Below are 23,274 nucleotides of genomic sequence, written 5' to 3'. Positions count from 1 at the left end.
CGGATCAGCACGGGCGTGTTTCATGCCGATGTCGAATAGGCCGCTCATCCATATCATTGGCCGTATGGACGTCCATTTCTTTTGTCGCAGAAAAAGAAACGGCGGGCAATGCCCGCCGCCTCTCCGTCCCTGGGTCGAACTCCCTTGCGATAGTCGTGTTGCTTAGAACGGGTAGTAGCGGAAGGAGGTGAAGAACATGTCTTCCTTGGCCTTCGGCGAAGCGGCACCGTTGGTCAGCACGCCGTTGACAAAGCCCTGGCCAGCGAACGCTTCCTTCTCGGTGTGCGAGTACTGTGCACCGAACTGCATCTTGCCGAACTTGCCCTGGTAGAACTTCCACCAGAAGCCGGCCGTGCCCTGCCAGATGTCCTTGGCGTTGCCGACGCAGGTCGCCGAAGCGGCACCCGTGGTGTCGCAACCGCTGTTGTTGTAGGCCGGGTTGCCGTAGCCGAGTTGCACCGTGCCGCCGTTGTAAGCGGTGAAGTCCTTCTTGCTGGCCGACTCGCGACCGCCGAACAGGTAGATGTCCAGGTCGGGGTTGGTGTGCCAGGTCAGGCCGGTCAGCACCATGGTCTCCTTGATCGGAGCCAGGTTGCCGTTCGGGCTGAAGGTCACGTCGGAAAGCTGGGCGCTGCCGTAACGGCCAATGCCCTTGCCCGACATGCCGGAGATCTGCCAGTCCAGCGTCTTCTCGATCAGCGGCAGGATCATGCCGGCGCCCCAGCCACCGCCGTAGGTGTCATGGTTCTGGTACGAACCGTTGACGGCGTAGCGGTTGTAAAAGGCGCGGCCCAGGCCGAACAGTTCGTAGTGACCAAAGCCCGGGTCAGCCGCGAACTTCACGACCACGTCCGGCATATGGTTGAGCGACAGCGTGTTGGCCGAGTCGAAGCCCGAGCCCGCCGTGATGTTGTAGGCGGTCTGCTGCACCGGCGCCTTGGCCTGGTTCGGGCTGGTGTAGAACGTGGTCTGCGGGTTCTCCAGGGAGATACCCAGCCAGTACTTCTTGCCCCAATCCTTGACCAGGCGGATCTGTGCCTGGCGTGCCCAGGTGAAGCCCGGCAGGTACTGGGCGTCAATCTGCGGCGGGGTCAGCTCGGTGCGGGGCATGATGCCCTTGCTGTTGAGCGTGAGCAGCGACCAGTTCTGGCCGGCCAGCAGGTGCAGGCCTTCGCTGTCCCAATCGGAGGTCAGGTACACGTTGCGGATGCGCGGGTTGAACGAGTTGGACTCGTTCGAGTTCGCGGTCTGGGCGCCGCCCAGGAAATCCATTTCGATGTAGCCGGCCAGATGCGTGTTCGGGTTCACGTCACCCTGGGCCAGGGCCGACAGGCGGCTCTGGCGGGCGCTCATGCGGAACTCGGCCATGTGGGCCGTCTGCACGTTCTTGTACGGCATCGCGCTCCAGTTCGACGCGATGTCCGCGCCTTCCTGGGCCGAGCGGTAGATGGATTCGGCCGCCAGGAAGCCGCCGAGCGTGATGTTGACGCCCTTGTAGGCAATCTTGTCAGCCGACTTCTTCACCTGCGTGTCGGTGGCAGCAACCTGCTTCTGTACCTGTTCCACGGCCTGGCCGGTGGACACATTGATGTCGGACTGGGCGTCGGTGCGCTGTTCCAGTTCGATCACCTTGGCCTGCAGGGCCTGCAACTGGGCCTTCAGCGCCTCGATCTCGGCGTTCTGCGTGGACTGCGAGGTCTTCGAGGACGCCTGGGCCGGGTCGGCCATGACGTGGAAGCTGGTAACGCCCAAACCGGCAGCAACGGCTACCGCGAGCAACTTGGAACGCATGGATATTCTCCGCATGTAGGTAGGAACCACCTGGACCGCCCCCTTTCGATCTCCGGCTGTCCAAGCACGATCGGAGCGCAGAATGCGGCTGCGTCTTTACCGTTACATGCACGTTATGTGACAGAACCAAGACACCACTGTCTTGCCCTCCTCACAACCGCTTGACGAATGCCCGCGGCCGGCCCTTCTGCGCCGGCTGCTATGCTTTGCCGATGGAAAATCTCTGCAACAGCATGGCCGGCCGCATGGCCGAGCGGTTTCGCGGCTTCCTGCCGGTCATCGTGGATGTTGAAACAGGTGGCTTCGACGCCGAGCGCGACGCGTTGCTTGAAATAGCTGCGGTCATCCTGCACATGACGCCCGAGGGTTACCTGCAGCCCATGCCGGCGGTCGCCGCGCATGTCCACGCATTCCCGGGTGCGAATATCGACCCGCGTGCGCTTGAAATCACCGGCATTGATCCTGACAACCCGTTGCGCGGGGCGCTGGATGAGCGCGTGGCGCTCGATCATGTGTTCAAGCCCATCCGCGACGCCATGCGCGACATGGATTGCCAGCGCGCGATCCTGGTGGGCCACAATGCGGCCTTCGACCTGGGTTTTCTCAATGCGGCGGTGCGCCGCGTGGGACACAAGCGCAATCCGTTCCATCCCTTCAGCTGCTTCGATACGGCCACGCTGAGCGGGCTTGCGTTCGGCCAGACCGTGCTCAGCAAGGCGGTGCAGGCGGCGGGCATCCCGTTCGATACGCGCGAGGCGCATTCGGCCATTTACGACGCCGAGCGCACGGCCGAACTGTTCTGCACCATCATCAATCGGTGGCGCCGGCTGGAGATGTTCGAGCGCGAGCAGACCGGTGTTGAGTCCCTGTAAAGAAAAAGGCCAGCCCGGGAACTGTTTTGCCCCGCCGGCTTAATCCCTTTTTTATCAGTGCCATATGACAGTGACCCCTGCACTGTCATACCGCTGAAACATTGAACTCATTTCATTGCAACACGGCACGCATGAAATAACGGAGGGCGGGAATCCCCCGAGACCCTTACGCTTAAGGAGCCACCGTGTTGACCTCAACCAAATCTCTGTCTCGCATCGGCACCACTGCCGTGTTCGCTGCGGCTTCGCTGTTCGGCATGTCCGCGCACGCCACCGACATCACCGGTGCGGGCTCGAGCTTCGTCTATCCGGTGCTCTCGAAGTGGTCCGCCGGCTATGCCGAGAAGACCGGCAACAAGCTCAACTACCAGTCCGTCGGCTCGGGCGCCGGCGTGGCGCAGATCAAGGAAGGCACCATCGACTTCGGCGCAACCGACGCACCGGTGAAGGCTGAAGACCTCGCGCAGTTCGGCCTGGGCCAGTTCCCGGTCGTGGTGGGCGGCATCGTGCCGGTGGTCAACATCAACGGCATCGAAGCCGGCCAGATCAAGCTCGATGGCGCCACGCTCGCCGACATCTTCCTCGGCAAGATCACGCAGTGGAACGATCCCAAGATCGCCGCGCTCAATGCCGGCCTGACCCTGCCCGCCGGCAAGATCACGGTCGTACATCGCTCGGATGGTTCGGGCACGTCGTTCAACTTCACCAACTACCTGTCCAAGGTCAGCAACGACTGGGCGACGAAGGTGAAGTTCGGCACCGCTGTTGACTGGCCGACCGGCGTGGGCGGCAAGGGCAACGAAGGTGTCTCGCAGTACGTCAAGCAGATCAAGGGCTCGATCGGCTACGTCGAATACGCCTATGCCGTGAAGAACAAGATCAGCTGGGTGAACCTGAAGAACGCCGCCGGCCAGGTCGTCGCGCCGAGCGCCGATGCCTTCGCCGCCGCCGCCGCCACCGCCGACTGGGGCAGCGCCAAGGACTTCAACGTGATCATGACCAACGCCCCGGGTGCCCAGGCGTGGCCGATCACCGCGACCACCTGGGTGGTGATGTACAAGAAGCCGAAGAACGCCGAGCACACCAAGGTGGCCTTCGAGTTCTTCAAGTGGGCGCTGGAAAACGGCCAGAAGGATGCCGCCTCGCTCGACTACGTCGCACTGCCGGACAGCCTGGTCAAGAAGATCGAGGCTTACTGGAGCACCGAGTACAAGCACTGAGGGATTCGCCGCGCCGGTCATGCTACGGCAACCGGCGCGACCTACCCTTGGGGCTTGATCGCATGACGACGGCCGCCCGATTAATCTCGGGCGGCCTGTTGTTGAAAGGCGCCACCATACGGCGCATCGTCCACGGACCGGCCCGGGCGCCAGCTACCCCGCGGTCGGCCAAGAGAGGGATCGCATTCACATGCAAGCGAATGTAGGCGCTATCGCCTCGACCGCCGTACAGGAGGAACGCGCGCATCGCGATGCGCGACACGACCGCCTGTTCAGCTGGCTGCTCAAGGGCTGCGCACTGCTGGTGTTGGCGTGCCTGCTCGGCGCTGCCGGCGCCACCTTGTGGGGCGGCCGCCATGCGTTTGGCACCTTTGGCTGGCACTTCCTGGTCAGCTCGACGTGGGATCCCAGCTCGGACACCTACGGTGCGCTCGTACCCGTGTACGGCACCATCGCCACCTCGCTGATTGCCCTGCTCATCGCCGTGCCGATCAGTTTCGGCGTCGCACTCTATCTTTCCGAAGTGGCGCCGGCCTGGCTGCGAGCGCCGGTGGCCTCGGCCATCGAGCTGCTCGCCGGTATCCCTTCGATCATCTACGGCATGTGGGGCCTTTTCATCTTCGCGCCCTTCTTCGCCGACCACATCAAGCCGTGGCTCACCAATTACCTCGGCGACAAACCCGATGACGGCAAGCTGTCATGGGTGGCCGCGCATGTGCCCCTCGTGGGCAAGCTGTTCGGCAGCGACTATCCCTTCGGCGCCAGCGTGCTTACCGCCGGCATCGTACTGGCCGTGATGATCATCCCGTTCATCTCCTCGGTGATGCGCGAAGTGTTCCAGACGGTGCCCACGCGCCTGAAGGAATCGGCCTATGCGCTGGGCTCCAGCACGTGGGAGGTTTCCTGGGACATCGTGCTGCCCTACACGCGTTCGGCGGTGATCGGCGGCATCTTCCTTGGCCTGGGCCGCGCGCTGGGCGAAACGATGGCAGTCACCTTCGTGCTCGGCAACGCGATGCAGCTGTCGTTCTCGATCCTCGATCCGGGTGCATCCATCGCCTCCACCATCGCCAACCAGTTCAGCGAGGCCGCAGGCCTGCAGAAATCCACGCTGATGGCGCTGGCCTTCCTGCTGTTCGTGGTGACCTTCATCGTGCTGCTGATCGCGCGCTGGATGCTGCGCCAGCTTGCGCATAAGGAAGGCCGCTGATGAGCAACAACTCCAGCCTCTACCTGCGTCGCCGCTTCACCAACGCGCTGGCCCTGACACTCAGCACGTTCGCCACGGTGCTGGGCCTGATCTTTCTGGCGTGGATCCTGTGGGAAACGCTGCGACAGGGCATCGGTGCGCTCACGCCGCGGCTGTTCACCAAGATCACCGCTTACGGAGAGGAAGGCGGTTTGGCCAATGCGATGATCGGCAGCCTGATCATCAACTTCATCGGCATTGCCATCGCCACGCCCATCGGCGTGATGGCCGGTGCGTGGCTGGCCGAGTACGCCAACCGCACGCGCCTTGGCGAGTCGATCCGTTTCCTCAACGACATCCTGCTGTCTGCGCCGTCGATCGTGCTGGGCTTGTTCGTCTACACCATCATCGTGTTGCCGACCACGTCCCTCACCTCCGGATCCACCACGTTTTCCGGCCTTGCCGGCGGCGTGGCGCTGGCGCTGATCGCGCTGCCGGTGATCGTGCGCACCACCGACGAAATGCTGCGCCTGGTGCCGTCCACCTTGCGCGAAGCATCTCTTTCGCTGGGCATTCCGCAGTGGAAACTGACCACGCAGATCCTGATGCGCTCGGCGCGCTCGGGCATCATCACCGGCATCTTGCTGGCGCTCGCGCGCATCAGCGGCGAGACCGCGCCGCTGCTGTTCACCGCGTTCGGCAACAACTACATGACCGTCAACCCGATGGACAAGATGTCCAGCCTGCCCCAGGTGATCTACCAGTACGCCAACGATCCGGGCGAAGGGATGCACGCCATCGCCTGGGCCGGTGCGTTCGTGCTCACCATGTTCGTGCTGCTGCTGAGCCTTGCTTCCCGTCTGGTCCTTTCACGCAACAAGGTGTCCCATGACTGAGTGCAGTCTGGTCCTCTCAAGTAACAAGGTGTCCCATGACTGAGTCCGCCGCCGCCGGTATCCATCCGCAGTCCGCGGCCACGCATGCACCGATCGCGCCCACCAAGATCAAGGTGCGTGACCTGCACTTCTACTACAACGGGTTCCATGCGCTGAAAGGCATCAGCATGGATATTCCGGAGAAGAAGGTGACGGCCATCATCGGCCCGTCGGGTTGCGGCAAGTCCACCCTGCTGCGCATCTTCAACCGCATCTATGCGATCTATCCCAAGCTGGAAGCCAAGGGCGAAATCGTGCTGGACGACGAGAACATCCTCGATCCCAGCTATTCCATGAACCGTCTGCGCAGCAAGGTGGGCATGGTGTTCCAGAAGCCGGTGCCGTTCCCGATGACCATCTTCGAGAACGTGGCCTACGGCATCCGCCACCACGAGAAGCTCTCGCGCGCCGACATGGACATCCGCGTCGAGCAGGCGCTGCGCAGCGCCGCCTTGTGGGACGAGGTGAAGGACAAGCTGAAGCAGAGCGCGCTCGGCCTCTCCGGTGGCCAGCAGCAGCGCCTGTGCATCGCCCGCGGCATCGCGCTGAAGCCCGAAGTGCTGCTGCTGGACGAGCCGACCTCGGCACTGGACCCGATCGCCACTGGCCGCATCGAGCAATTGGTGGAAGAACTCAAGAACGAGTACACCATCGTCATCGTCACCCACAACATGCAGCAGGCGGCCCGTTGCTCGGACCTCACCGCCTTCATGTACCTGGGCGAGCTGATCGAGTTCGACCGCACCGAGCAGATCTTCACCAAGCCGGGCAAGAAGCAGACCGAGGACTACATCACCGGTCGATTTGGTTAAGGCATGGCGACATTCCCTCTCCCCTTTGGGGAGAGGGCTAGGGTGAGGGGCCACCCCGCGACACCCTTCCCTACTGAACACTACGGAACCTGACCATGAGCGGCAGCAGCAAAGAACACATCATCAAGAGCTACGACGACGAGCTGACCCGCCTCACCGGTGAAATCGTTCGCATGGGCGAGCTCGCGGTGAGCCAGCTGGAAGCGGCCATCGACGTGATCGACCGCCGTGACGAGCGCGCGGCGCAGCACGTGGTCAACAACGACGACGCCATCGACCTGCTCGAACAGGAAATCAGCCACGACGTGGTACGCCTGCTCGCGCTGCGCGCGCCGATCGCTGGCGACCTGCGCAACGTATTCGCGGCGTTGCGCATTGCGGCCGACATCGAGCGCATCGGCGACTACGCCGCCAACGTGGCCAAGCGTTCCATCCCGCTGTCGATGGTGGCACCGGTCAGCCCGACCAGCGGCCTGGGTTACCTCGCCGAGCTGGCCGCGCAGGAAGTGCGTGACGTGCTGATCGCCTATCGCGACCGCGACGCCGAGCGTGCCTATCAAGTGTGGAAGGACGACGCCGAGCTGGACGAAGCCTATACCGGCTATTTCCGCCAGCTGCTCACCTACATGATGGAAGACCCGCGCAACATCACGCCGTGCACGCACCTGCTGTTCATGGCCAAGAACATCGAACGCATCGGCGACCACGCGACCAACATCGCGGAAAGCATCTGGTACCAGGTCAACGGCGAACCGCTCACGGCGCAGCGCGCCAAGCGCGACTTCACGTCGAGTCCCGAGCTGACCAAGCTGGGCAACAAGGACTGAGCCTTGAGCCCCTCTCCCTCCCGGGAGAGGGTTCGGCGCTTGCCCCACCTTTTACTCTTCGCGCCGCCCGCACCCCCTTCCGCTGCGACCGAAGCGAGTCCCTGAGGGACCGGCAGCCTGCGTAACCTCCATCACTGCTCTTCTGTAGGAGCGCACCTGTGCGCGAAACGCCCTCGCAGCGGCAATGGCAGGCCCTGCACAGCGTGCGTTCCTGCAACAGCAGGGATCAGCTCGCTCCGCTGGTGAGCTTCAACCCCACCATGCCCAGCACCACCAGCCCGACGCAGGCCAACCGCAACGGCGACGCCGAATCACCAAACAGCACGATGCCGAGGAACACTGCGCCTACCGCGCCGATGCCGGTCCAGATCGCATAGGCGGTACCGATCGGCAAGGTTTTCACGGCCATCGCCAGCAGGATGATGCTGGCCGTCATCGCCGCAAGCGTGATCACGCTCGGCCACAGGCGGCTGAAGCCTTCGGTGTATTTGAGCCCTACGGCCCAGACCACCTCGAACAGTCCAGCAAGGGCAAGATAGAACCAGGGCATGAGACCGCGCCTCTGGAAAGAGCAGGGTCGTCCCCGCAATGAAGCATGCGTGCGGGGCCGTCCCCGCAGACTGGCCCCGTTGCAGGGCCAGCGGCGTCATTTTACATCAGCGGCCTGAACGCCCAGTCAGGACGTGATCTTGCTGCCCAATTCACGGGCCTCGCGCCGCGCACGCGCCGAATGCACGATGCCGAAGACACCGATGACGATCCATGCGACCTGCATGAGGAACGCCGGCCAGTTCATCGCGACGCCGAACACCAGCGACAGGATCACACCCAGTGCGCCCAGCACGTTCATCAGCTGGTACATCAGCCCGTTGCCGTGCAGCTTGTGGGCCTGAAGCAATAGGAACGCGAGCAGCACCAATATCACGCCGATATAGCCGCACCAGTCATGCCAGAGGAAAGTCATCGCCTGTCACTCCTTTGCCGTAGCGCTTCGAACAGTACGACACCCGCCGCCACGGAAACGTTGAGGCTCTCCATGACACCCGGCATCGGAATCTTCGCCACGAAGTCGCACGTTTCCCGTGTGAGCCGGCGCATGCCCTCGCCTTCGCTGCCCAGCACGAGTGCCACCGGCCCCTTCATGTCGATCGAGTAAACGCTGGTGTCGGTGTCGCCGGCCAGGCCGGTTATCCACACGCCCGCATCCTTCAGCGTGCGCAGCGCGCGCGCCAGGTTGGTGGCCGCGATCAGCGGTACGCGGTCGGCGCCACCGGCCGACGCACGTCGCACCACCGGCGTGAGGCCCACTGCGCGATCCTTCGGCACGATCACCATGGTGGCCTTTGCCGCGGCGGCACTGCGCAGGCATGCACCCAGGTTGTGAGGGTCGGTAACGCCGTCCAGCACCAGCACCAATGCTTCCTGCCCCGCTGCTTCCAGCAGGCCGGAAATATCGTTCTCGCCGCCCATCGGTGGCGCTTCATAAAGCGCCACGATGCCTTGATGTCGGGCCTCGCCAGCGATCTTCTCCAGTTGCTCGCGCGGGCGGTGGTGCACCGGGATGTTCAACGTTTTGGCGCGCGTGGCCAACTCCTGTACGCGCGCGTTGCGCTGCCCCTGCTCCACCAGCACTTCGCGCACGCGCGAGGCGTCGTTGCTCAACGCGCCCTCGACCGGGTTGATCCCGACGATCCAGCTATCACTCATGGTTTGCCTTTCTTCTTGCCGGCCTTGCGGGCCTTGGATGTGACCTTGGACGCTGCTGCCTTGGCAGCCTTGAGCTTGCCCTTGGCCGCCGACTTCACCTTGGCGAACATGCTCTTGCCTTCGGCCGGCTTGCCTGTCGCCTTCGGTGTCGCCTTGTGGCCAGCCGGAGGCAAGGGGGGCAGCGTCACGGCGGGGCCGGCATTATCGCGCGCAGCCGGACGTTCCGTCGCCTTGCGCCCCTGTTTGGGCAACGAATAGCGCTCGCCCGCAGCGGCATAGTCGTAACGACGCTCGGTGCGGGGCGCTGCAACGGCTTTTTCCTTGCGCGGCGATACCAGGCGAAAGTCGATCTTGCGATCCTCCAGCGAGGCGCGCAGTACCTGGATGCGCACGTGATCGCCCAGCCGGAATTGCGCACCGCTGCGTTCCCCTTTCAGCAAGTGGCGCACCGGATCGAAATGGTAGTAATCGTTGGAAAGCTGGCTGATATGCACCAGGCCCGACACTTTTGAATCATCCAGCTCCACAAACAGGCCGAACGAGGTGACGCCGGTAACGGTGCCATCGAACTCGCTGCCCACGTGCTTGGACATCCAGGCGCACTTGAAGCGCTCGTCCACATCGCGCTCGGCCTCTTCGGCACGGCGTTCGCGCTGCGAGCAGTGCACGGCCATGGCCGCCATTTCAGCAGGCGTGTAGCTGTAGCCGGCGGGCTTGCCACCCGAAATGGCATAGCGGATCGCGCGATGTACCAGCAAATCCGGATAGCGGCGGATCGGCGAGGTGAAGTGGGCATAGGCCTCCAGCGCCAGGCCGAAATGGCCGCGGTTGTCGGGCTGATAAGCCGCCATGCTCTGCGCACGCAACAGCACCGACTGGATCAGCTCCCGCTCGGGGCGATCCTTCACCAGTCGCAGCACATCGGAAAAATCCGCCGGCGTCACGTCCTCCACCGATGGCATGCGCAGTTTGAACTCGCGCAGGAACTGCTGCAGATCCTCGTACTTCTCCGCCGGCGGCGGTTCATGGGCGCGGAACAGCGCGGGGATCTTCTTCTTCTCGAGGAACAGTGCCGCCTGCACGTTGGCGGCGATCATGCATTCCTCGATCAACTTGTGTGCGTCGTTACGCTCGGTGGCGCCCATGGCTTCCACTTCGCCGCGCTGATCGAGGCGGAATTTCACCTCGGGCGTTTCGAAGTCGATGGCGCCACGGCGCTTTCGCTGTGCTGCCATCAATTGATACAGGCCGTGCAGGTGCTCCAGCTGGGGCATCACGTCGGCCAGCTCGTGGCGCGCATCCGCATCCTGCAGGCCAATGGCCTGCCACACGCGGTCGTAGGTGCAGCGCGCGTGCGAGCGCATCACCGCGTCATAGAACTTCGACTTGGTCACCTCGCCTTCCGCGTCGACGACCATGTCGCACACCATGCACAGGCGCTCGACCTTGGGATTGAGCGAGCAGATGCCGTTGGAGAGCGTCTCCGGCAACATCGGCACCACGAAACCCGGGAAATACGTGGACGTGCTGCGTTCGTACGCTTCCTTGTCGAGCGCCGAACCCACCTTCACGTAATGCGACACGTCGGCGATGGCCACCACCAGGCGGTAGCCCCCACCACGTCGCGGCTCGGCGTAGACAGCGTCGTCGAAATCCCTGGCATCCGCGCCGTCGATGGTCACCAGTGGCAGCGAGCGCAGGTCCGTGCGCCCTTGGCGCTCGGCGGCGGTGACCTGCGGTTCCACCTGTGCCGCTTCGCGCGTGACGGCATCCGGCCAGTCGTGCGGCAGGTTATGGCTGGCAATCGCCATCTCGACCAGCAGCGAGGGCTGCAGACGCTCGCCGAGCACGGCGTGGATGGCGCCGAGCGGACCACGGTGCGGCGTCGGCGGATCGGTGATCTCGGCGACGACGATCTGGCCCGGACGCGCGCCCATGTCCTTGCCGGGCAGGATCATCACGTCCTGGTGCAGTCGGCGGTCGTCGGGCGCCACCAGGGTGACGCCGTTCTCCACCACCACGCGCCCCACCAGACGCGGGGAGCGCCGTTGCAGCACTTCCACGACGGCACCTTGCTTGCGGCCGCGCCGATCGATGCCGACTATGCTGGCCAGCACACGATCGCCATGCAGCACCGTGCGCATCTGCTGCGGCGACAGATACAGGTCCTCGCCACCGCCGTCCGGCCGGAGGAACCCGTAGCCTTCAGCATTGGCCAGAATCACGCCAGGAATAAGGTCCAGCTTTTGCGCCGGCGCATAGCCGCCGCGACGCCCGAGCAGCAGCTGGCCGTCGCGCACCATGGCGCCAAGGCGCTTGCGCAACGCATTGAGTTCGTATTCGTCATGAAGGGAAAGCGCCTCGGCGATGCGCGCCTCAGTCAGCAATTCACCGCGCGCCTCCAGCAACGCGAGGATGGCCTCGCGGCTGGGGATGGGGCGTTCATAACGCTGCGCCTCGCGTTCGGCGTTTGGATCGCCCACCTTTCCGGCTTTCGCCCTGGGCGGCTCCGCCGTCGAGCGCTTGCCACGCGTCGTGCCCTTTTTGGTCGCAGCCGGCGGAAATGGGGCGTCCTGCTTGCCGTTGCGTGGTTCTTTTTTTCTGGTCACATCCGTGCCTTTATGGGTTTCGGGCCGCGAACACCGCGGCCCGATAAAAAATCAGTGAAAGAATAGTTGACAACCCACCTTCACATGCCTAATCTACGCGGCTCACGCAGCTGATAAAGCACAGCGTGACACCTGCCCAGGTGGCGGAATTGGTAGACGCACTAGTTTCAGGTACTAGCGGGTAAAACCGTGGAGGTTCGAGTCCTCTCCTGGGCACCAATTATAGAAGAAGCCCGCAGCGATGCGGGCTTTTTCGTTTCCGGGACATCGGTTCCGCGCGCGCCGTCCGGCGATCGGGTTCAACCGGCAACGCGCAACGCCCTCAGGTCACCAGCCAGCGAATGCACGTCGCGCAGGCCTTTCTCGAACAAGAGTTGCGCTGTGTCTCCGCTGGCGCAAACCGGCAAGGTGCGTCCAGCTTTCAGCTCGGCAGCGCGCGCGTGGATCTGGGTGGACCGAATATGCGGTGAAGACCGCAACCAGCGGCTCGACGGCCATCTCCTCGATCTCGCACCGGCACGCGCACCGCCGCCAGCTTCGCCTGCCCGCCTACCCCACGTAGCCACGTCTTCAGGGAGCAATCCAGCGCGACCGCAACCTACGATCATCCGCCCTGATGCTCGTGCTCGCGATGCACATGCGTGCACGCCACCCAGTTGGACTCGCCGCTGAGATAGTGCTCCTTTTTCCAGATCGGCAGGCGATGCTTGATCTCGTCGATGATGTAGCGACACGCGCGAAAAGCCTCGTCGCGATGCGGCGATGAAACGCCGACCCACACGGCGACATCACCTACTTTGAGGCTGCCGGTTCGATGCACACACCGCGCGGCGGTCACGCCATAGCGCGCTATCGCCTCGGCGATGATGCGCTCGCCCTCTAGCTCGGCCAGATCGGCATACGCCTCGTAGTCGAGGCCGCCGACCTCGCGCCCTTCGTTGCTGTTGCGGACCCAACCTTCGAAGGAACAGAAGCCGCCGCTGCCACCGTGCCTGAGTTCATCATGCAATGGCGCGATGTCGATGGCCACGCTGGAAAGCCCGAAACGCATCAGCCGCCCGCCACTGGAGGAATGAAAACGATCGTGTCGCCGTCGCTCACCGCGTGATCCCACGCGCTGAACTGGGCATTCACCGCCACCTTGAGTGCATCGGCGCCCAGCGTGAAGCCGTGGCGTTCGCGCAATTCTTCGTACAGCTCGCGCAAAGAGGCCGCGCCGGTGCTGAATTGCTCGGTCGAACGCCCCGCCTGCTCACGCAACTGTGCGAAGTACTGGAGATTCACCGTCGTCATGTCGTCGACTCCAGGCGAAGCTGCATATCGCTCCTCTCTTCGGGCGTGTTGACGTTGTCCAGCGCATCACCGGGCGCTGGCAACAGGATCGTGTTCGACTGGATCAGCGCCTTGCGCGGGCAATAGCTGCCCGCATCGTGGCGCTGCTTCAGCAAGGCGTGAATGGATGGTTCCCAGATCGCGCACAGCGGTTCGGGCAGGCCATCGTGGCGGCTTATGAAGGCGGTGGCATCGACAGACGGATCGCGTGCACCAATCAAGCGGCGCAGCGTTGTTTCGTCCAGCAGCGGAAGATCGCACGCCAACACCAGCCATGCCGCCTCGGGATGCACCTCCTGCGCGGAGAGGATGCCTGCAGCCGGGCCGATGGCGTCGTAGCTGTCCACGATTTGCGGTAACGATGCACGCAAGGCATCGTTGCGCTGGCTGTCACGCACGGAAACGAAGGCTCGTTCCGTCACTCTTTCCAGCAAGTGCCAGGCGCGCAGCAACTGCGGCTCGCCCAGGTACGCAAGTGCGGCCTTATCCTGGCGCATGCGCTGGCTCGCGCCCCCACTGAGCAGCAGGCCATAGAGCGGTGCTCGCGCTGCGCTCATGCCGGCTCCCCCGCTTCGAAATCGTGCTTGCCGCCGTGTTTGCTTACCAGCCGTATGTCGCCGATAACGATGTGATGCGAGAGCGCCTTGCACATGTCGTAGATGGTCAGTGCCGCCACGCTGGCGCCGGTCAGTGCTTCCATTTCCACGCCCGTGCTGCCATGGCAGGAGACGGTGCAGTCGATGAGGGCTTCATCGCCTTCCATGCGGATGGCCACGTCGCAGCGGTCGATGGCCAGCGGGTGGCACAGCGGAATCAGTTGCGGCGTCGCCTTCGCGCCCATGACGCCCGCGATCTGCGCCACGGTGATCACGGCACCCTTGCGCGTGACATGTCCAGCCTCGCGCAACGCCTGCGCGACTTCGGGTGGAAAGGTCACGCGTGCCCGCGCCTGCGCAACGCGATGGGTCTGTGGCTTGCCGCCCACATCCACCATGCGCGGTTGCTGCGCATCGTCGACGTGGGAAAGTTTGGCGGGGGGAGTGGTCACGTGGAATTCGGGCTCAGGCATGGGTGATTATCCATACGGCCAACGGCGGCGGCATGAAGAAACCGTCGTCGTTAGCCTCCGATGTAATGCATTTCGATCTTGCGCTTGCGTCGACCGTGCCGTTCGGCACGCTCCTCGCTGTAGCGGTCACTGCGGTGCAGCCAGACCTCGCGCAGGCGTTGGGTGATGGCGTCGTCGCCGGCCCCTTCGCGCATCAGGCTGCGCAGATCAGTGCCGTGGGCGGCAAACAGGCAGGTGTACAACTTGCCCTCCGACGACAGCCGCGCCCGCGTACATCCGCCGCAGAAGGGCTGGCTGATGGATGCAATGGTGCCGATCTCGCCGGCGCCATCGGCAAAGCGATAACGCGTGGCTACTTCACCGGCGTACTTGGGCGGCACCGGCTGCAACGGCCAGCGCGCGCCGATGCGCTCGATCAGTGCCTGCGAAGGCACCACGTCGTCCGCGCTCCATGCGTTGTGGTTGCCCACGTCCATGTATTCGATGAAGCGAACCACCGTGCCGGTGCCGCGGAAGCGCTCGACCAGTTCGAGCACGGTGTGCTCGTTGACGCCGCGCTGCACGACGGTATTGATCTTGACGCCATGCGCAAAGCCCACGGCCTGCGCTGCCTCGATGCCGGCCAGCACGTCTTCCAGCGCACCGCGTCCGCCGCTCATGCGGTGGAACAACGCGGGATCGAGCGTGTCCAGGCTCACCGTGATGCGATCGAGTCCGGCGTCACGCAACTCGCTTGCGTGGCGCGCCAGCAGCACGCCGTTGGTGGTCATCGCCAAGTCCGTGATGCCTTCCACGCGACGCAGCCGCGCCACCAGTTCGGCCAGATGCGGACGCAGCAATGGTTCCCCACCCGTCAGCCGCAGCTTGCTGACGCCCAGCGGTGCAGCCAGTCGGCACAGGCGTGCGATTTCATCGAAGTCCAGGCGTTCGTCGTTGCGCAGGAAAGTGAAGTGTTCGCCATAGGTGGATTCGGGCATGCAATACGGACAGCGAAAATTGCAGCGATCCATCACCGAGATGCGCAGGTCGTGCAACGGCCGGCCGTGCCGGTCGAGCGGCAGCATGGTCGAAGCCTGGTGGCTGGCGCGCATGATGTTCATCTCACCACCGGTAGAACTCGACGGCCGTGCCTGCCGGCACAGGCCCTAGTCCGGGCGGCAACTGCACCACGCCGTGCGTGCGCGGCAGCGAGGAAAAATCGCCCGACGTGCGTGACGGTACGGGATGCGCCATGGCGAGGCCTTGCAGGTCGGTGTGCACGTGCGCGGGCACGAAGCTGCACAGCATGGCGTGCGTATCCATCGCGGCGGCCAGGCAAACCGTCTCGGGACGTGCGTGCGACAAGCCCATGGCAGACAACAGCGCAGGGCAAACGTAGCGGATGGCGCAGACCAGCGCAGACACGGGGTTACCCGGCAAGCCGAAGATGACCTGCGCATCCGGGCCGACGCCGAACCACATCGGTTTGCCCGGCTTCTGGGCGATGCGATGAAACACGCGGCGCGCGCCGAGCGCCTCCAACGCCGTGGGCACGTAATCGCGCTGCCCCATCGACACGCCACCGGAAAGGATCACCACGTCGTGAGCAGCGAGCACGCGGGTCAGGGTGGCACGCGTCGCCGCTTCGTCGTCGGTTACGTGCTCAAACGTCAGACGGGCCAGCCCGCGCAGTTGCAGTGCGGTGCCCACCGCGATGTCGTTCGAGCGACGGATCTGTCCTTCGCCGAGCGGCGAATCCACGTCGACCAGTTCGTCGCCGGTGGACACGATGGCAATCGATGGTATCCGCGCCACGTCGACGTGGGCGAAACCGTTGGCCGCCAGCAACGCGATCTCGGGTGCGCCGATGATTGCACCCGGTTCGAGCAGCAGCTCGCCCGCTACGCAGTCGGAACCACGCGAATGGATGAATTGGCCACGCGCAGGCTGATAACCCTCGACGGTCCGGTAGCGATCGCCTTCACGCTGCAGGTGTTCGATCGGAATCACGCAATCGCATCCGGCAGGCAATATGGCGCCCGTGGTGACCTCCAGGCAGGCACCGCCGGAGGCCAGCGTCTGCATCGCCATGCCGGCCAGCTGCACGCCTGCCAGCGCGAAGTCCAGCGGCAGGACTTCCTGCCAGCGGATGGCGATGCCATCCATCATGACCCGGTCGAACGGCGGCTGATCGCGCTCGGCATGCACCGCCTGTCGCAGAATGCGGCCGGCCGCCTGCGCCAGCGGCACGCTCTCGCTGCCGAACGAGGGCATGTGCTCGGCCACCAGGGCCTCGGCCTGCGCGACGCTGATCAGCTCGGTCATGGGCACGCCACGGTGGCGCCAAGTCGGCGGAGTCGTGAATGATTATGGTGTCGGCATCGGGGATGCACAATCGACGCGTTCTTCGTGTTCATGCGCCCAGCGCCACGGCCTTGACCTGCGCCCAGACCTCGTCCCCGGGCGACAGCGACAGGTGGTGCCATGAACGGCGCGTGATGCGCGCCAGCAACGCGCTGCCGCCGGCATCCAGCCGTACGAGGCATTGCGAGGCGTGGTCCGCGTCCGCCATGGCCACGATGCGGCAGCGGATCTGGTTCAGCGCGCTGGTGGCCGCTTCGGGCTGGCGCAACAGCACCACGTCGCGGGCTGCCACGCGACAACGCACCTTTTGCCCCAGCGTCTCCTGCCGATGGGGCAACCACAGCCGCCCGCCGGGAAAGGCAAGTTCGACCAGCTGATCGTGTGCATCGAGGCCAACCGCTTCGCCTTCGATCACCGCCCCCAGCGCCTCGCCCAGCGCGGGGGGGAGGTCCACGCGGGTCAGGGTGGATTGCAGATCGCCCTGCGCAACCACATGGCCCGCTTCGAGCAGCACGATGTGATCGGCCAGCCGTGCCACCTCGTCGATGTTGTGGCTTACGTAGATCATTGGCGTTTCGAGCGTGCCGTGCAGGCTTTCTAGGCAGCCCAGCAGGTCGGTGCGCGCGGCGGCATCCAGCGCGGACAGTGGTTCGTCGAACAGCAGCAGCGCAGGATCGGAAAGCAACGCGCGCACCATCGAGACGCGCTGACGCTCTCCCCCGGACAACGCGCCCACGCGGCGCTCCAGCAGTGGACGCAGTCCGAAGCGCTCGATCAGGCCTTCTCGATCCAGATGCTCCGGGCGCCCGGCACGGCGATATCCATAATCGAGGTTGCCCGCTACGGAAAGATGCGCGAACAGGCTGGCTTCCTGGAACACGTGGCCCAGGCGTCGCCGATGCGTCGGCACGAATATGCGCCGCGCCGTGTCCTGCCAGATCGCGTGCCCGAACGTCACCGACCCCACGCTGTCGCGTTCGAAACCGGCGATGGTACGCAGGCAGGCGGTCTTGCCGGCACCCGAGGGACCGAAAAGTGCCGTGATGCCGCGCGCTGGCAATGCCATGTCGACATCGAGCGCCAGCGCCCCACGGCGCAACGACAACTTGACGGCCAGCCCAGGCGTCGCTTCAGTCACGCGCGTACCTGCGCGGTCGCAGCAGCGTCATCGCCAGCAGTGCCGCGAACGACACCACCAACAGGCACAACGAAAGCACGTTGGCCTGGTGATACTCGCCGGCCTGCACGTGATCGTAGATGCGCATGGACAACACGCGCGTCTGCCCGGGAATGTTGCCGCCGATCATCAGCACCACGCCAAATTCGCCCACCGTATGCGCAAAACCGAGCACGGCCGCCGTAATGACGCCAGGCCACGCTAGCGGCAATGCCACGGTGAAGAAACGATCCCATGGACCCGCTCCGAGGCTCGATGCCAGTTCCAGCGGACGCTCGCCCACCGCTTCGAAAGCGTTGTGCAGCGGCTGCACCACGAAGGGAAGCGAATACAGCATCGATGCCACCACCAGTCCGCGAAAGGTGAACGGCAGCGCCGAGAGTCCCGCTGCCGCAATGAGCCGACCGACCGCGCCCTCAGGCCCCCAGAGCATGAGCAGATAAAAACCCAACACAGTGGGCGGAAGTACCAGCGGCAACGCGACGAGGGCCGCCACCGGACGACGCCAGCGCGATGAGGTATGCGTCAGCCACCAGGCCAGCGGGCAACCGAGCAGCAGCAACAGCAGCGTGACCACCGAGGCCAGCCTCAAGGTGAGCCAGAGCGCCTGCAGGTCCTGTGCGGAAAACAACGTGGTCGCCTCCGCGCTCAGTGACCGGCACCCGGCAGGCTGAAACCATAGCCCGCCAGGATGGCCCGCGCCGGAGGACTCTGCACGTAACTTGCGAAATCCTTCGCCAGCGCATTGCCAGCGCCACGCTGGGTAAGCACGAAGCTCTGCTTCAGAGGTTCGTGCATGGTGGCGGGCACCAGCGCGTAGCTGCCCTTCACCGGCGAGGCTTTCGCCAGTGATTCGGCGATGAGCCCCACGGTGGCATTGCCGCTTTGCGCAAACTGGGCGGTCTGCGCGATGTTTTCGCCGTACACCAGCCGCGCCTGCACGGCGTCCCACACCCCCGCCGCGCGCAATGCCTGTTCCGCTCGCTTGCCGTAGGGCGCATGTTGCGGATTGGCGATCGCGATGCGGCCGAAGCGTTGCTGGCTGAGGTCGGCCACCTTTACCTGGCTCATGTCGATGCTCGCACTCCACATCACCAAATGCCCCATGGCATAGGGCACGGGCGTGCCACCGGCCTTGCCATGTGCCACCAGCTGCTGGGGATAGCTGCTGTCAGCGGAAAAGAACAGCTCGAACGGAGCGCCCTGCTCGATCTGGTTCAACAGCATGCCCGAGGCGCCATAGACGACCTCCAACGTGGCGCCGGGATGGTTGCGGCGATAGGACGCGATGAGCTTGTCCATCGCATCGTGCAGGTCCGCGGCCGCGGCAATGGTGATGTGCTGGTCCTCGGCGGAGGCTTTCGACCACGGTTGCAATAGCGCCGCGCACGCCAGCAGGCAGGAAATCAGGAAGCGTTTCATCCCGTCATGTCTCCGCGTCGAGGATTGCGCATGATCGTGGTGGAAGTGGCACGCAAGCACATGGCATGACTCAGGACGAACGGCGTTGCCGCACGCTGTCGCGAACGTCCACATCAAACAGAAGTTGCAGCGGTTCGTCGTCCTGCATCGTCGGCAGCGCGAAGGTCAGACCTTCGCGCGTGGGCAATCGCGATGCGTGCTCGCGCACCGCGCCATCGGGCAGTTCGATCAACCATGCGTCCGGAGTTCCGCTGAATCTGGCATCTCCATGCGGTCCGAGTCGCAAGCTGCAGCTGATGGCGAAAGCCTGCGCGAAGAGCGTACGCAGATCGACGGACTGTCCCGCCAGCAATTGCGCAAGTTCGCGCTCGCCAATGCGCACGCGCAAGCTTTGCCCTTCGATCTGCAGCTTCATGCCGACGCTCCATGGTGCGGTGTAATGGCCAGGGCCGAATCGGGGTGCACGCTGGCGATCTCGACCTGTGTGCCTGCAGGGCAGTCACCCGCGTCTTCGGCAAGGACCACCCAGGCGCCGGCATCGGCGAACGGTTGAATACGGAAAGGTTGCTGCAGGCCGGCGACCGCGGCGCACAGGCGGCCGCCTGCATCCTGCGCCAAGGTCGCGCGCAGGAAATGCCGCAGGCCCGCCTTGGGCTGCTGCGGCGTGTCCAGGTACGCACGCAGCGTCGGTTCGCTGCCCAGGCCAAGCATGGCCCGCAGCACGGGAACCACGAAAAAGCGAAAGCCCACTGCGACGGCCATCGGCGTACCCGGCAGCGCCAGCACTAGCGGCCCGCCACCCAGTCTCGCGGCAAGCAACGGCTTGCCCGGGCGCATCGCCACCTTGTGGAACAGCACTTCTGCGCCCAGCCGTCGCAGCGTGTCGGGCACGAAGTCATAGCGGCCCATGGATACCGCGCCGGTGCTGACGATAAGGTCGGCACCGGCGTCGCGTGCCCGCTGCACGGCCTGCGCGTAAGTGTCGGCAGTGTCATCGACGGTATCGCATGACACCAGTTGAGCCCCCATCGCGGCGATCGCCGCACGCAGGTAGGGTCCATTGGAGTTGTAGATCTGCCCGGCTGCGAGTGGCCGATCCAGATCGGGCTGTAGTTCCTTGCCGGTGCACACGATGGCGACGCGCGGCATCCGCACGACGTCGGCACGCGCCATGCCGAGCGCTGACAGCAACATGATGCGAGAGGGATCGAGGCGAGTTCCTGCGGCCAGCACGCGCGCACCTTCCTCGACATCGCTGCCCGCACGGCGCACATTCGCACCTCGAGTGATGGTTTCCTGCAGACGGATGCGCGCCGGCATGCCATCGCTGGCCTGACTCAGCAGTTGCGTGCACTCCACCGGCACCACCGTGTCCAGCCCGTCGGGCAGCTGCGCACCGGTCATGATCTCCCAGGCGACGCGTTTTGCGCCCAGCGCCACGTCGCCGGCCGCCTGCGAACCGCCGACCTCGTGTTCGGAACCGGCAGCGAGCGAATCGTCCGCGCCCAACGCATAACCATCCATGGCCGCGTGATCGAACGAAGGCAGGTTCATCGGGCTGGTGAGCTCACGGGCAAGCACCCGGCCGCAGGCCACGTCCAATGTGCATGTCTCGCCCGGCAATGGCCGTGCGTGCGCGCTGAGCCGTTCCAGTGCCTGGGCGTAAGTGATCATGTTCCGTGAACGCTAGGTGGGCAGCGGTGAAGGGGCGGTGGATGCAACCCACCATGGTGGAACTGCGGCCAAGCATAAGGCGGCCAGCGCGCAAGCGGCCATTATTCGGTCGAAATATCAAATGATTCGCAACGCCGCGCTTGCCGGTTGCATGTCCGTGTACGGACAAACAGATATGGCTGCATCCACTTCCTGGCCTTACGCCCAGCCATTGGGAGTTCGCTTTCGTCATCGGCTTTCCCTTGTGGATGATGCTCGCCACCCGTGCGCGCCTTTGAACAGCAAGGTCGGTTTCAGCGATACCCCTTTCGGCCTCGTTGCCGCGACGCCGGCGCTCACCGGTTCGCTGATTCGCGTTCCGCTGAGCATGTGGACCCATCGCCATGCATGGTGGCGCCATCATCTTCTTCTGCTGACGCTGGCCGTGGTCGCGCCCACTGTCTGCTTCATGCACTTACAACCACGCTGCAACGCAGCATGACAACCTGTTCCCGGGTCAACCGCACCCACCTTGGCTGATCTTCGACTTAAGTAGGGTGGCGTCGCCCGCGCTGTCGCCCTAAAGATCGCGCCTGATGCCAGGCCTCCCGGCCAGGCGACAACGGGGGAGTTGCTTATGGTTAGCGTGCCGGAAGCAGATGTCCTGAGTGCGGCGAAGGGAGGAACGCCGGGGTTGCTGGCCAGGGAACGCACCATTGCAGGCCCGCGCTTCAACCGATGGCTGGTACCACCCGCGGCTTTGGCCATCCATCTGAGCATCGGCATGGCCTACGGCTTTTCCGTGTTCTGGCTGCCGATGACCAAGCTGCTTACCGAAGCCGATCCGGCGGCTTGCGCCAAGCTCGGCTTCCTGGCACAGCTGTTTGCCACCGATTGCAACTGGACGGTGCCCGCGGTCAACCACATCTTCGAAACCTTCATCGCGATGCTCGGCATCTCGGCGGCGATCTGGGGCGCGTGGCTGGAACACGCCGGCCCACGCAAGGCGGGGTTCATTGCGGCGCTCTGCTGGGGTGGCGGGCTGGTGATCGGCGGCATCGGCGTGTCGATGCACCAGTTGTGGCTGGTCTATCTGGGTGCGGGCGTACTGGGAGGCATTGGGCAAGGATTGGGTTACATCTCGCCGGTGTCGACCCTGATCAAATGGTTTCCCGACCGGCGAGGGCTTGCCACGGGTTTCGCCATCATGGGTTACGGCGGTGGCGCGATGATCGGCGCTCCGATCGCGGTGGCATTGATGCAGAAGTTCACCGCCAATGGCGTGCCGGGCGTGGCGTCCACGCTGGTCTGCATGGGCCTGCTCTATTTCGTTGCGATGTCCGCCGGCGCCTTCGGCTTTCGCGTGCCGCCGAACGGTTGGCGTCCGCTGGGCTGGACGCCGCCGGCCGAGTCGGCCAACAAGCTGATCACGCATCGTCACGTGCACCTCAGCCGCGCGTGGAAAACCCCGCAGTTCTGGCTGATCTGGGTGGTGTTGTGCATGAACGTGACGGCGGGCATCGGCGTGCTCTCCATGGCCAGCCCGATGTTCCAGGATGTATTCGGCGGCAAGCTGCTGGGTCTGGACACCTCCGTTACGCTCAGCGCCGCGCAAAAGGCGGCCATTGCCGCTTCCGCGGCCGGACTGGTGGGATTGATCAGCCTGTTCAACAGCCTCGGGCGCATCTTCTGGGCGTCGACGTCCGACTTCATCGGGCGCAAGACCACTTACTTCATCTTCTTCGCCCTTGGCATCGTGCTGTACTGCTCGCTGCCCTCGCTTGGCCACATGGGGTTGGCGGGCGCCTTTGTCATCACTGTGTGCGTCATTCTCTCGATGTACGGCGGCGGCTTTGCCACCGTGCCGGCCTACCTGTCGGACATCTTCGGCACGCAGATGGTCGGGGCCATCCACGGAAGGCTGCTCACGGCCTGGTCGGTGGCAGGCATCGTGGGGCCGTTCCTGATTGCTGCCGTGCGCGAGGCGCAGCTCAACGCCGGCGTGGCCAAGAACCTGGTTTACGACCGCACGCTCTATATCCTCGCCGTCCTGTTGCTGGTGGGCATGGTCTGCAACCTGCTCATCAAGCCGGTGAAGGAAACGGCGCTGATGTCCGATGACGAGCTGGAACGCGAACGCTCGCTCCAACACGAATCCGTCACGGTTTCGGAACGGGCGCAGGAAGCTGCGCGCGGGCCCTTCGGCATCGTGGGTATCGTGGCCTGGGCGCTGGTTGCCATTCCCTTCCTGATCGGTGTATGGATAGCGATCACCAAGGCTGCTGCCCTGTTCTAAAAACGCGTCACGACGGTGCC

General features: G+C 64.4%; 24 protein-coding genes and 1 tRNA gene. 9 read left to right on the top strand and 16 right to left on the bottom strand.

Annotation, left to right across the window (positions count from 1 at the left end; translation table 11 throughout):
• Positions 1 to 162 precede the first annotated feature (162 nt).
• Positions 163 to 1,791, bottom strand: coding sequence for a hypothetical protein (locus VFG49_RS04195; protein ID WP_324858254.1), 1,629 nt, complete (start codon positions 1,789 to 1,791; stop codon positions 163 to 165).
• 212 nt (positions 1,792 to 2,003) lie between these two features.
• Here VFG49_RS04195 and rnt point away from each other — a divergent pair, with 212 nt between their 5' ends.
• The 6 genes from rnt to phoU all read left to right on the top strand — a co-directional run bounded on the left by rnt (position 2,004) and on the right by phoU (position 7,646).
• The gene (gene rnt, locus VFG49_RS04190) at positions 2,004 to 2,663 is read left to right on the top strand and encodes a ribonuclease T (protein ID WP_324858253.1); all 660 of its coding nucleotides are present in this window, start codon (positions 2,004 to 2,006) and stop codon (positions 2,661 to 2,663) included.
• A 185-nt stretch (positions 2,664 to 2,848) separates the two neighbouring features.
• Positions 2,849 to 3,883 carry a phosphate ABC transporter substrate-binding protein PstS gene (gene pstS / locus VFG49_RS04185; RefSeq protein ID WP_324858252.1) on the top strand — a complete coding sequence of 345 codons (1,035 nt, stop codon included), beginning with the start codon at positions 2,849 to 2,851 and terminating at the stop codon, positions 3,881 to 3,883.
• Positions 3,884 to 4,073: 190 nt separating this feature from the next.
• Positions 4,074 to 5,093: a phosphate ABC transporter permease subunit PstC gene (pstC, locus tag VFG49_RS04180; protein WP_324858251.1), complete on the top strand. Its 1,020-nt coding sequence runs from the start codon at positions 4,074 to 4,076 to the stop codon at positions 5,091 to 5,093.
• Positions 5,093 to 5,968, top strand: coding sequence for a phosphate ABC transporter permease PstA (gene pstA / locus VFG49_RS04175; protein ID WP_324858250.1), 876 nt, complete (start codon positions 5,093 to 5,095; stop codon positions 5,966 to 5,968). The genes pstC and pstA overlap by 1 nt, the downstream gene beginning before the upstream one ends.
• 35 nt (positions 5,969 to 6,003) lie before the next feature.
• Positions 6,004 to 6,819 carry a phosphate ABC transporter ATP-binding protein PstB gene (gene pstB, locus VFG49_RS04170; protein WP_324858249.1) on the top strand — a complete coding sequence of 272 codons (816 nt, stop codon included), beginning with the start codon at positions 6,004 to 6,006 and terminating at the stop codon, positions 6,817 to 6,819.
• Positions 6,820 to 6,914: 95 nt separating this feature from the next.
• A complete protein-coding gene (gene phoU / locus VFG49_RS04165; protein WP_324858248.1) occupies positions 6,915 to 7,646 on the top strand; it encodes a phosphate signaling complex protein PhoU in 732 nt (243 codons plus the stop codon).
• A gap of 226 nt (positions 7,647 to 7,872) precedes the next feature.
• Here the strand turns inward: phoU and sugE are convergent, their stop codons facing one another.
• The 4 genes from sugE to rnr all read right to left on the bottom strand — a co-directional run bounded on the left by sugE (position 7,873) and on the right by rnr (position 11,836).
• Positions 7,873 to 8,196 carry a quaternary ammonium compound efflux SMR transporter SugE gene (sugE, locus tag VFG49_RS04160; protein WP_324858247.1) on the bottom strand — a complete coding sequence of 108 codons (324 nt, stop codon included), beginning with the start codon at positions 8,194 to 8,196 and terminating at the stop codon, positions 7,873 to 7,875.
• Positions 8,197 to 8,322: 126 nt separating this feature from the next.
• The gene (locus VFG49_RS04155) at positions 8,323 to 8,610 is read right to left on the bottom strand and encodes a CBU_0592 family membrane protein (protein WP_324858246.1); all 288 of its coding nucleotides are present in this window, start codon (positions 8,608 to 8,610) and stop codon (positions 8,323 to 8,325) included.
• The gene (gene rlmB, locus VFG49_RS04150) at positions 8,607 to 9,353 is read right to left on the bottom strand and encodes a 23S rRNA (guanosine(2251)-2'-O)-methyltransferase RlmB (protein WP_324858245.1); all 747 of its coding nucleotides are present in this window, start codon (positions 9,351 to 9,353) and stop codon (positions 8,607 to 8,609) included. Before rlmB ends, VFG49_RS04155 begins: the two co-directional genes overlap by 4 nt.
• Complete coding sequence (rnr, locus tag VFG49_RS04145; protein WP_324858244.1) at positions 9,350 to 11,836, bottom strand: ribonuclease R; 2,487 nt, start codon at positions 11,834 to 11,836, stop codon at positions 9,350 to 9,352. The genes rlmB and rnr overlap by 4 nt, the downstream gene beginning before the upstream one ends.
• 260 nt (positions 11,837 to 12,096) lie before the next feature.
• Here rnr and VFG49_RS04140 point away from each other — a divergent pair.
• Positions 12,097 to 12,181 (top strand) — tRNA-Leu (locus tag VFG49_RS04140).
• 385 nt (positions 12,182 to 12,566) lie between these two features.
• Here VFG49_RS04140 and VFG49_RS04135 read toward each other — a convergent pair.
• From VFG49_RS04135 to glp, 11 genes are all read right to left on the bottom strand, one after another.
• Positions 12,567 to 13,013: a molybdenum cofactor biosynthesis protein MoaE gene (locus VFG49_RS04135; RefSeq protein ID WP_324858243.1), complete on the bottom strand. Its 447-nt coding sequence runs from the start codon at positions 13,011 to 13,013 to the stop codon at positions 12,567 to 12,569.
• Positions 13,013 to 13,255, bottom strand: coding sequence for a MoaD/ThiS family protein (locus VFG49_RS04130; RefSeq protein ID WP_324858242.1), 243 nt, complete (start codon positions 13,253 to 13,255; stop codon positions 13,013 to 13,015). The genes VFG49_RS04135 and VFG49_RS04130 overlap by 1 nt, the downstream gene beginning before the upstream one ends.
• Positions 13,252 to 13,851, bottom strand: coding sequence for an NTP transferase domain-containing protein (locus VFG49_RS04125; RefSeq protein WP_324858241.1), 600 nt, complete (start codon positions 13,849 to 13,851; stop codon positions 13,252 to 13,254). Before VFG49_RS04125 ends, VFG49_RS04130 begins: the two co-directional genes overlap by 4 nt.
• Entirely contained in the window at positions 13,848 to 14,363 is a 516-nt protein-coding gene (moaC, locus tag VFG49_RS04120) for a cyclic pyranopterin monophosphate synthase MoaC (RefSeq protein ID WP_324858240.1), read from the bottom strand. The genes VFG49_RS04125 and moaC overlap by 4 nt, the downstream gene beginning before the upstream one ends.
• A 50-nt stretch (positions 14,364 to 14,413) precedes the next feature.
• Positions 14,414 to 15,463 carry a GTP 3',8-cyclase MoaA gene (moaA, locus tag VFG49_RS04115; protein ID WP_414649050.1) on the bottom strand — a complete coding sequence of 350 codons (1,050 nt, stop codon included), beginning with the start codon at positions 15,461 to 15,463 and terminating at the stop codon, positions 14,414 to 14,416.
• A 1-nt stretch (position 15,464) separates the two neighbouring features.
• Complete coding sequence (locus VFG49_RS04110; RefSeq protein WP_324858239.1) at positions 15,465 to 16,667, bottom strand: molybdopterin molybdotransferase MoeA; 1,203 nt, start codon at positions 16,665 to 16,667, stop codon at positions 15,465 to 15,467.
• A gap of 88 nt (positions 16,668 to 16,755) precedes the next feature.
• A complete protein-coding gene (gene modC, locus VFG49_RS04105) occupies positions 16,756 to 17,844 on the bottom strand; it encodes a molybdenum ABC transporter ATP-binding protein (protein WP_324858238.1) in 1,089 nt (362 codons plus the stop codon).
• Positions 17,837 to 18,514: a molybdate ABC transporter permease subunit gene (gene modB, locus VFG49_RS04100; RefSeq protein ID WP_324858237.1), complete on the bottom strand. Its 678-nt coding sequence runs from the start codon at positions 18,512 to 18,514 to the stop codon at positions 17,837 to 17,839. Before modB ends, modC begins: the two co-directional genes overlap by 8 nt.
• A 17-nt stretch (positions 18,515 to 18,531) precedes the next feature.
• Positions 18,532 to 19,305: a molybdate ABC transporter substrate-binding protein gene (modA, locus tag VFG49_RS04095; RefSeq protein WP_324858236.1), complete on the bottom strand. Its 774-nt coding sequence runs from the start codon at positions 19,303 to 19,305 to the stop codon at positions 18,532 to 18,534.
• A gap of 70 nt (positions 19,306 to 19,375) precedes the next feature.
• The gene (locus tag VFG49_RS04090) at positions 19,376 to 19,720 is read right to left on the bottom strand and encodes a hypothetical protein (RefSeq protein WP_324858235.1); all 345 of its coding nucleotides are present in this window, start codon (positions 19,718 to 19,720) and stop codon (positions 19,376 to 19,378) included.
• Complete coding sequence (glp, locus tag VFG49_RS04085) at positions 19,717 to 20,979, bottom strand: gephyrin-like molybdotransferase Glp (RefSeq protein WP_324858234.1); 1,263 nt, start codon at positions 20,977 to 20,979, stop codon at positions 19,717 to 19,719. The genes VFG49_RS04090 and glp overlap by 4 nt, the downstream gene beginning before the upstream one ends.
• Positions 20,980 to 20,995: 16 nt before the next feature.
• Between glp and VFG49_RS04080 the strand changes: the two genes are divergently transcribed.
• Complete coding sequence (locus VFG49_RS04080) at positions 20,996 to 21,460, top strand: hypothetical protein (RefSeq protein WP_324858233.1); 465 nt, start codon at positions 20,996 to 20,998, stop codon at positions 21,458 to 21,460.
• A gap of 144 nt (positions 21,461 to 21,604) precedes the next feature.
• Positions 21,605 to 23,254, top strand: coding sequence for an OFA family MFS transporter (locus VFG49_RS04075; RefSeq protein WP_414649053.1), 1,650 nt, complete (start codon positions 21,605 to 21,607; stop codon positions 23,252 to 23,254).
• Positions 23,255 to 23,274 lie beyond the last annotated feature (20 nt).

This window comes from Dyella sp. (genome assembly GCF_035685885.1).
In the GTDB taxonomy this organism is placed as follows: Bacteria; Pseudomonadota; Gammaproteobacteria; order Xanthomonadales; family Rhodanobacteraceae; genus Dyella.
This window is presented reverse-complemented; position numbering and strand designations above follow the sequence as displayed.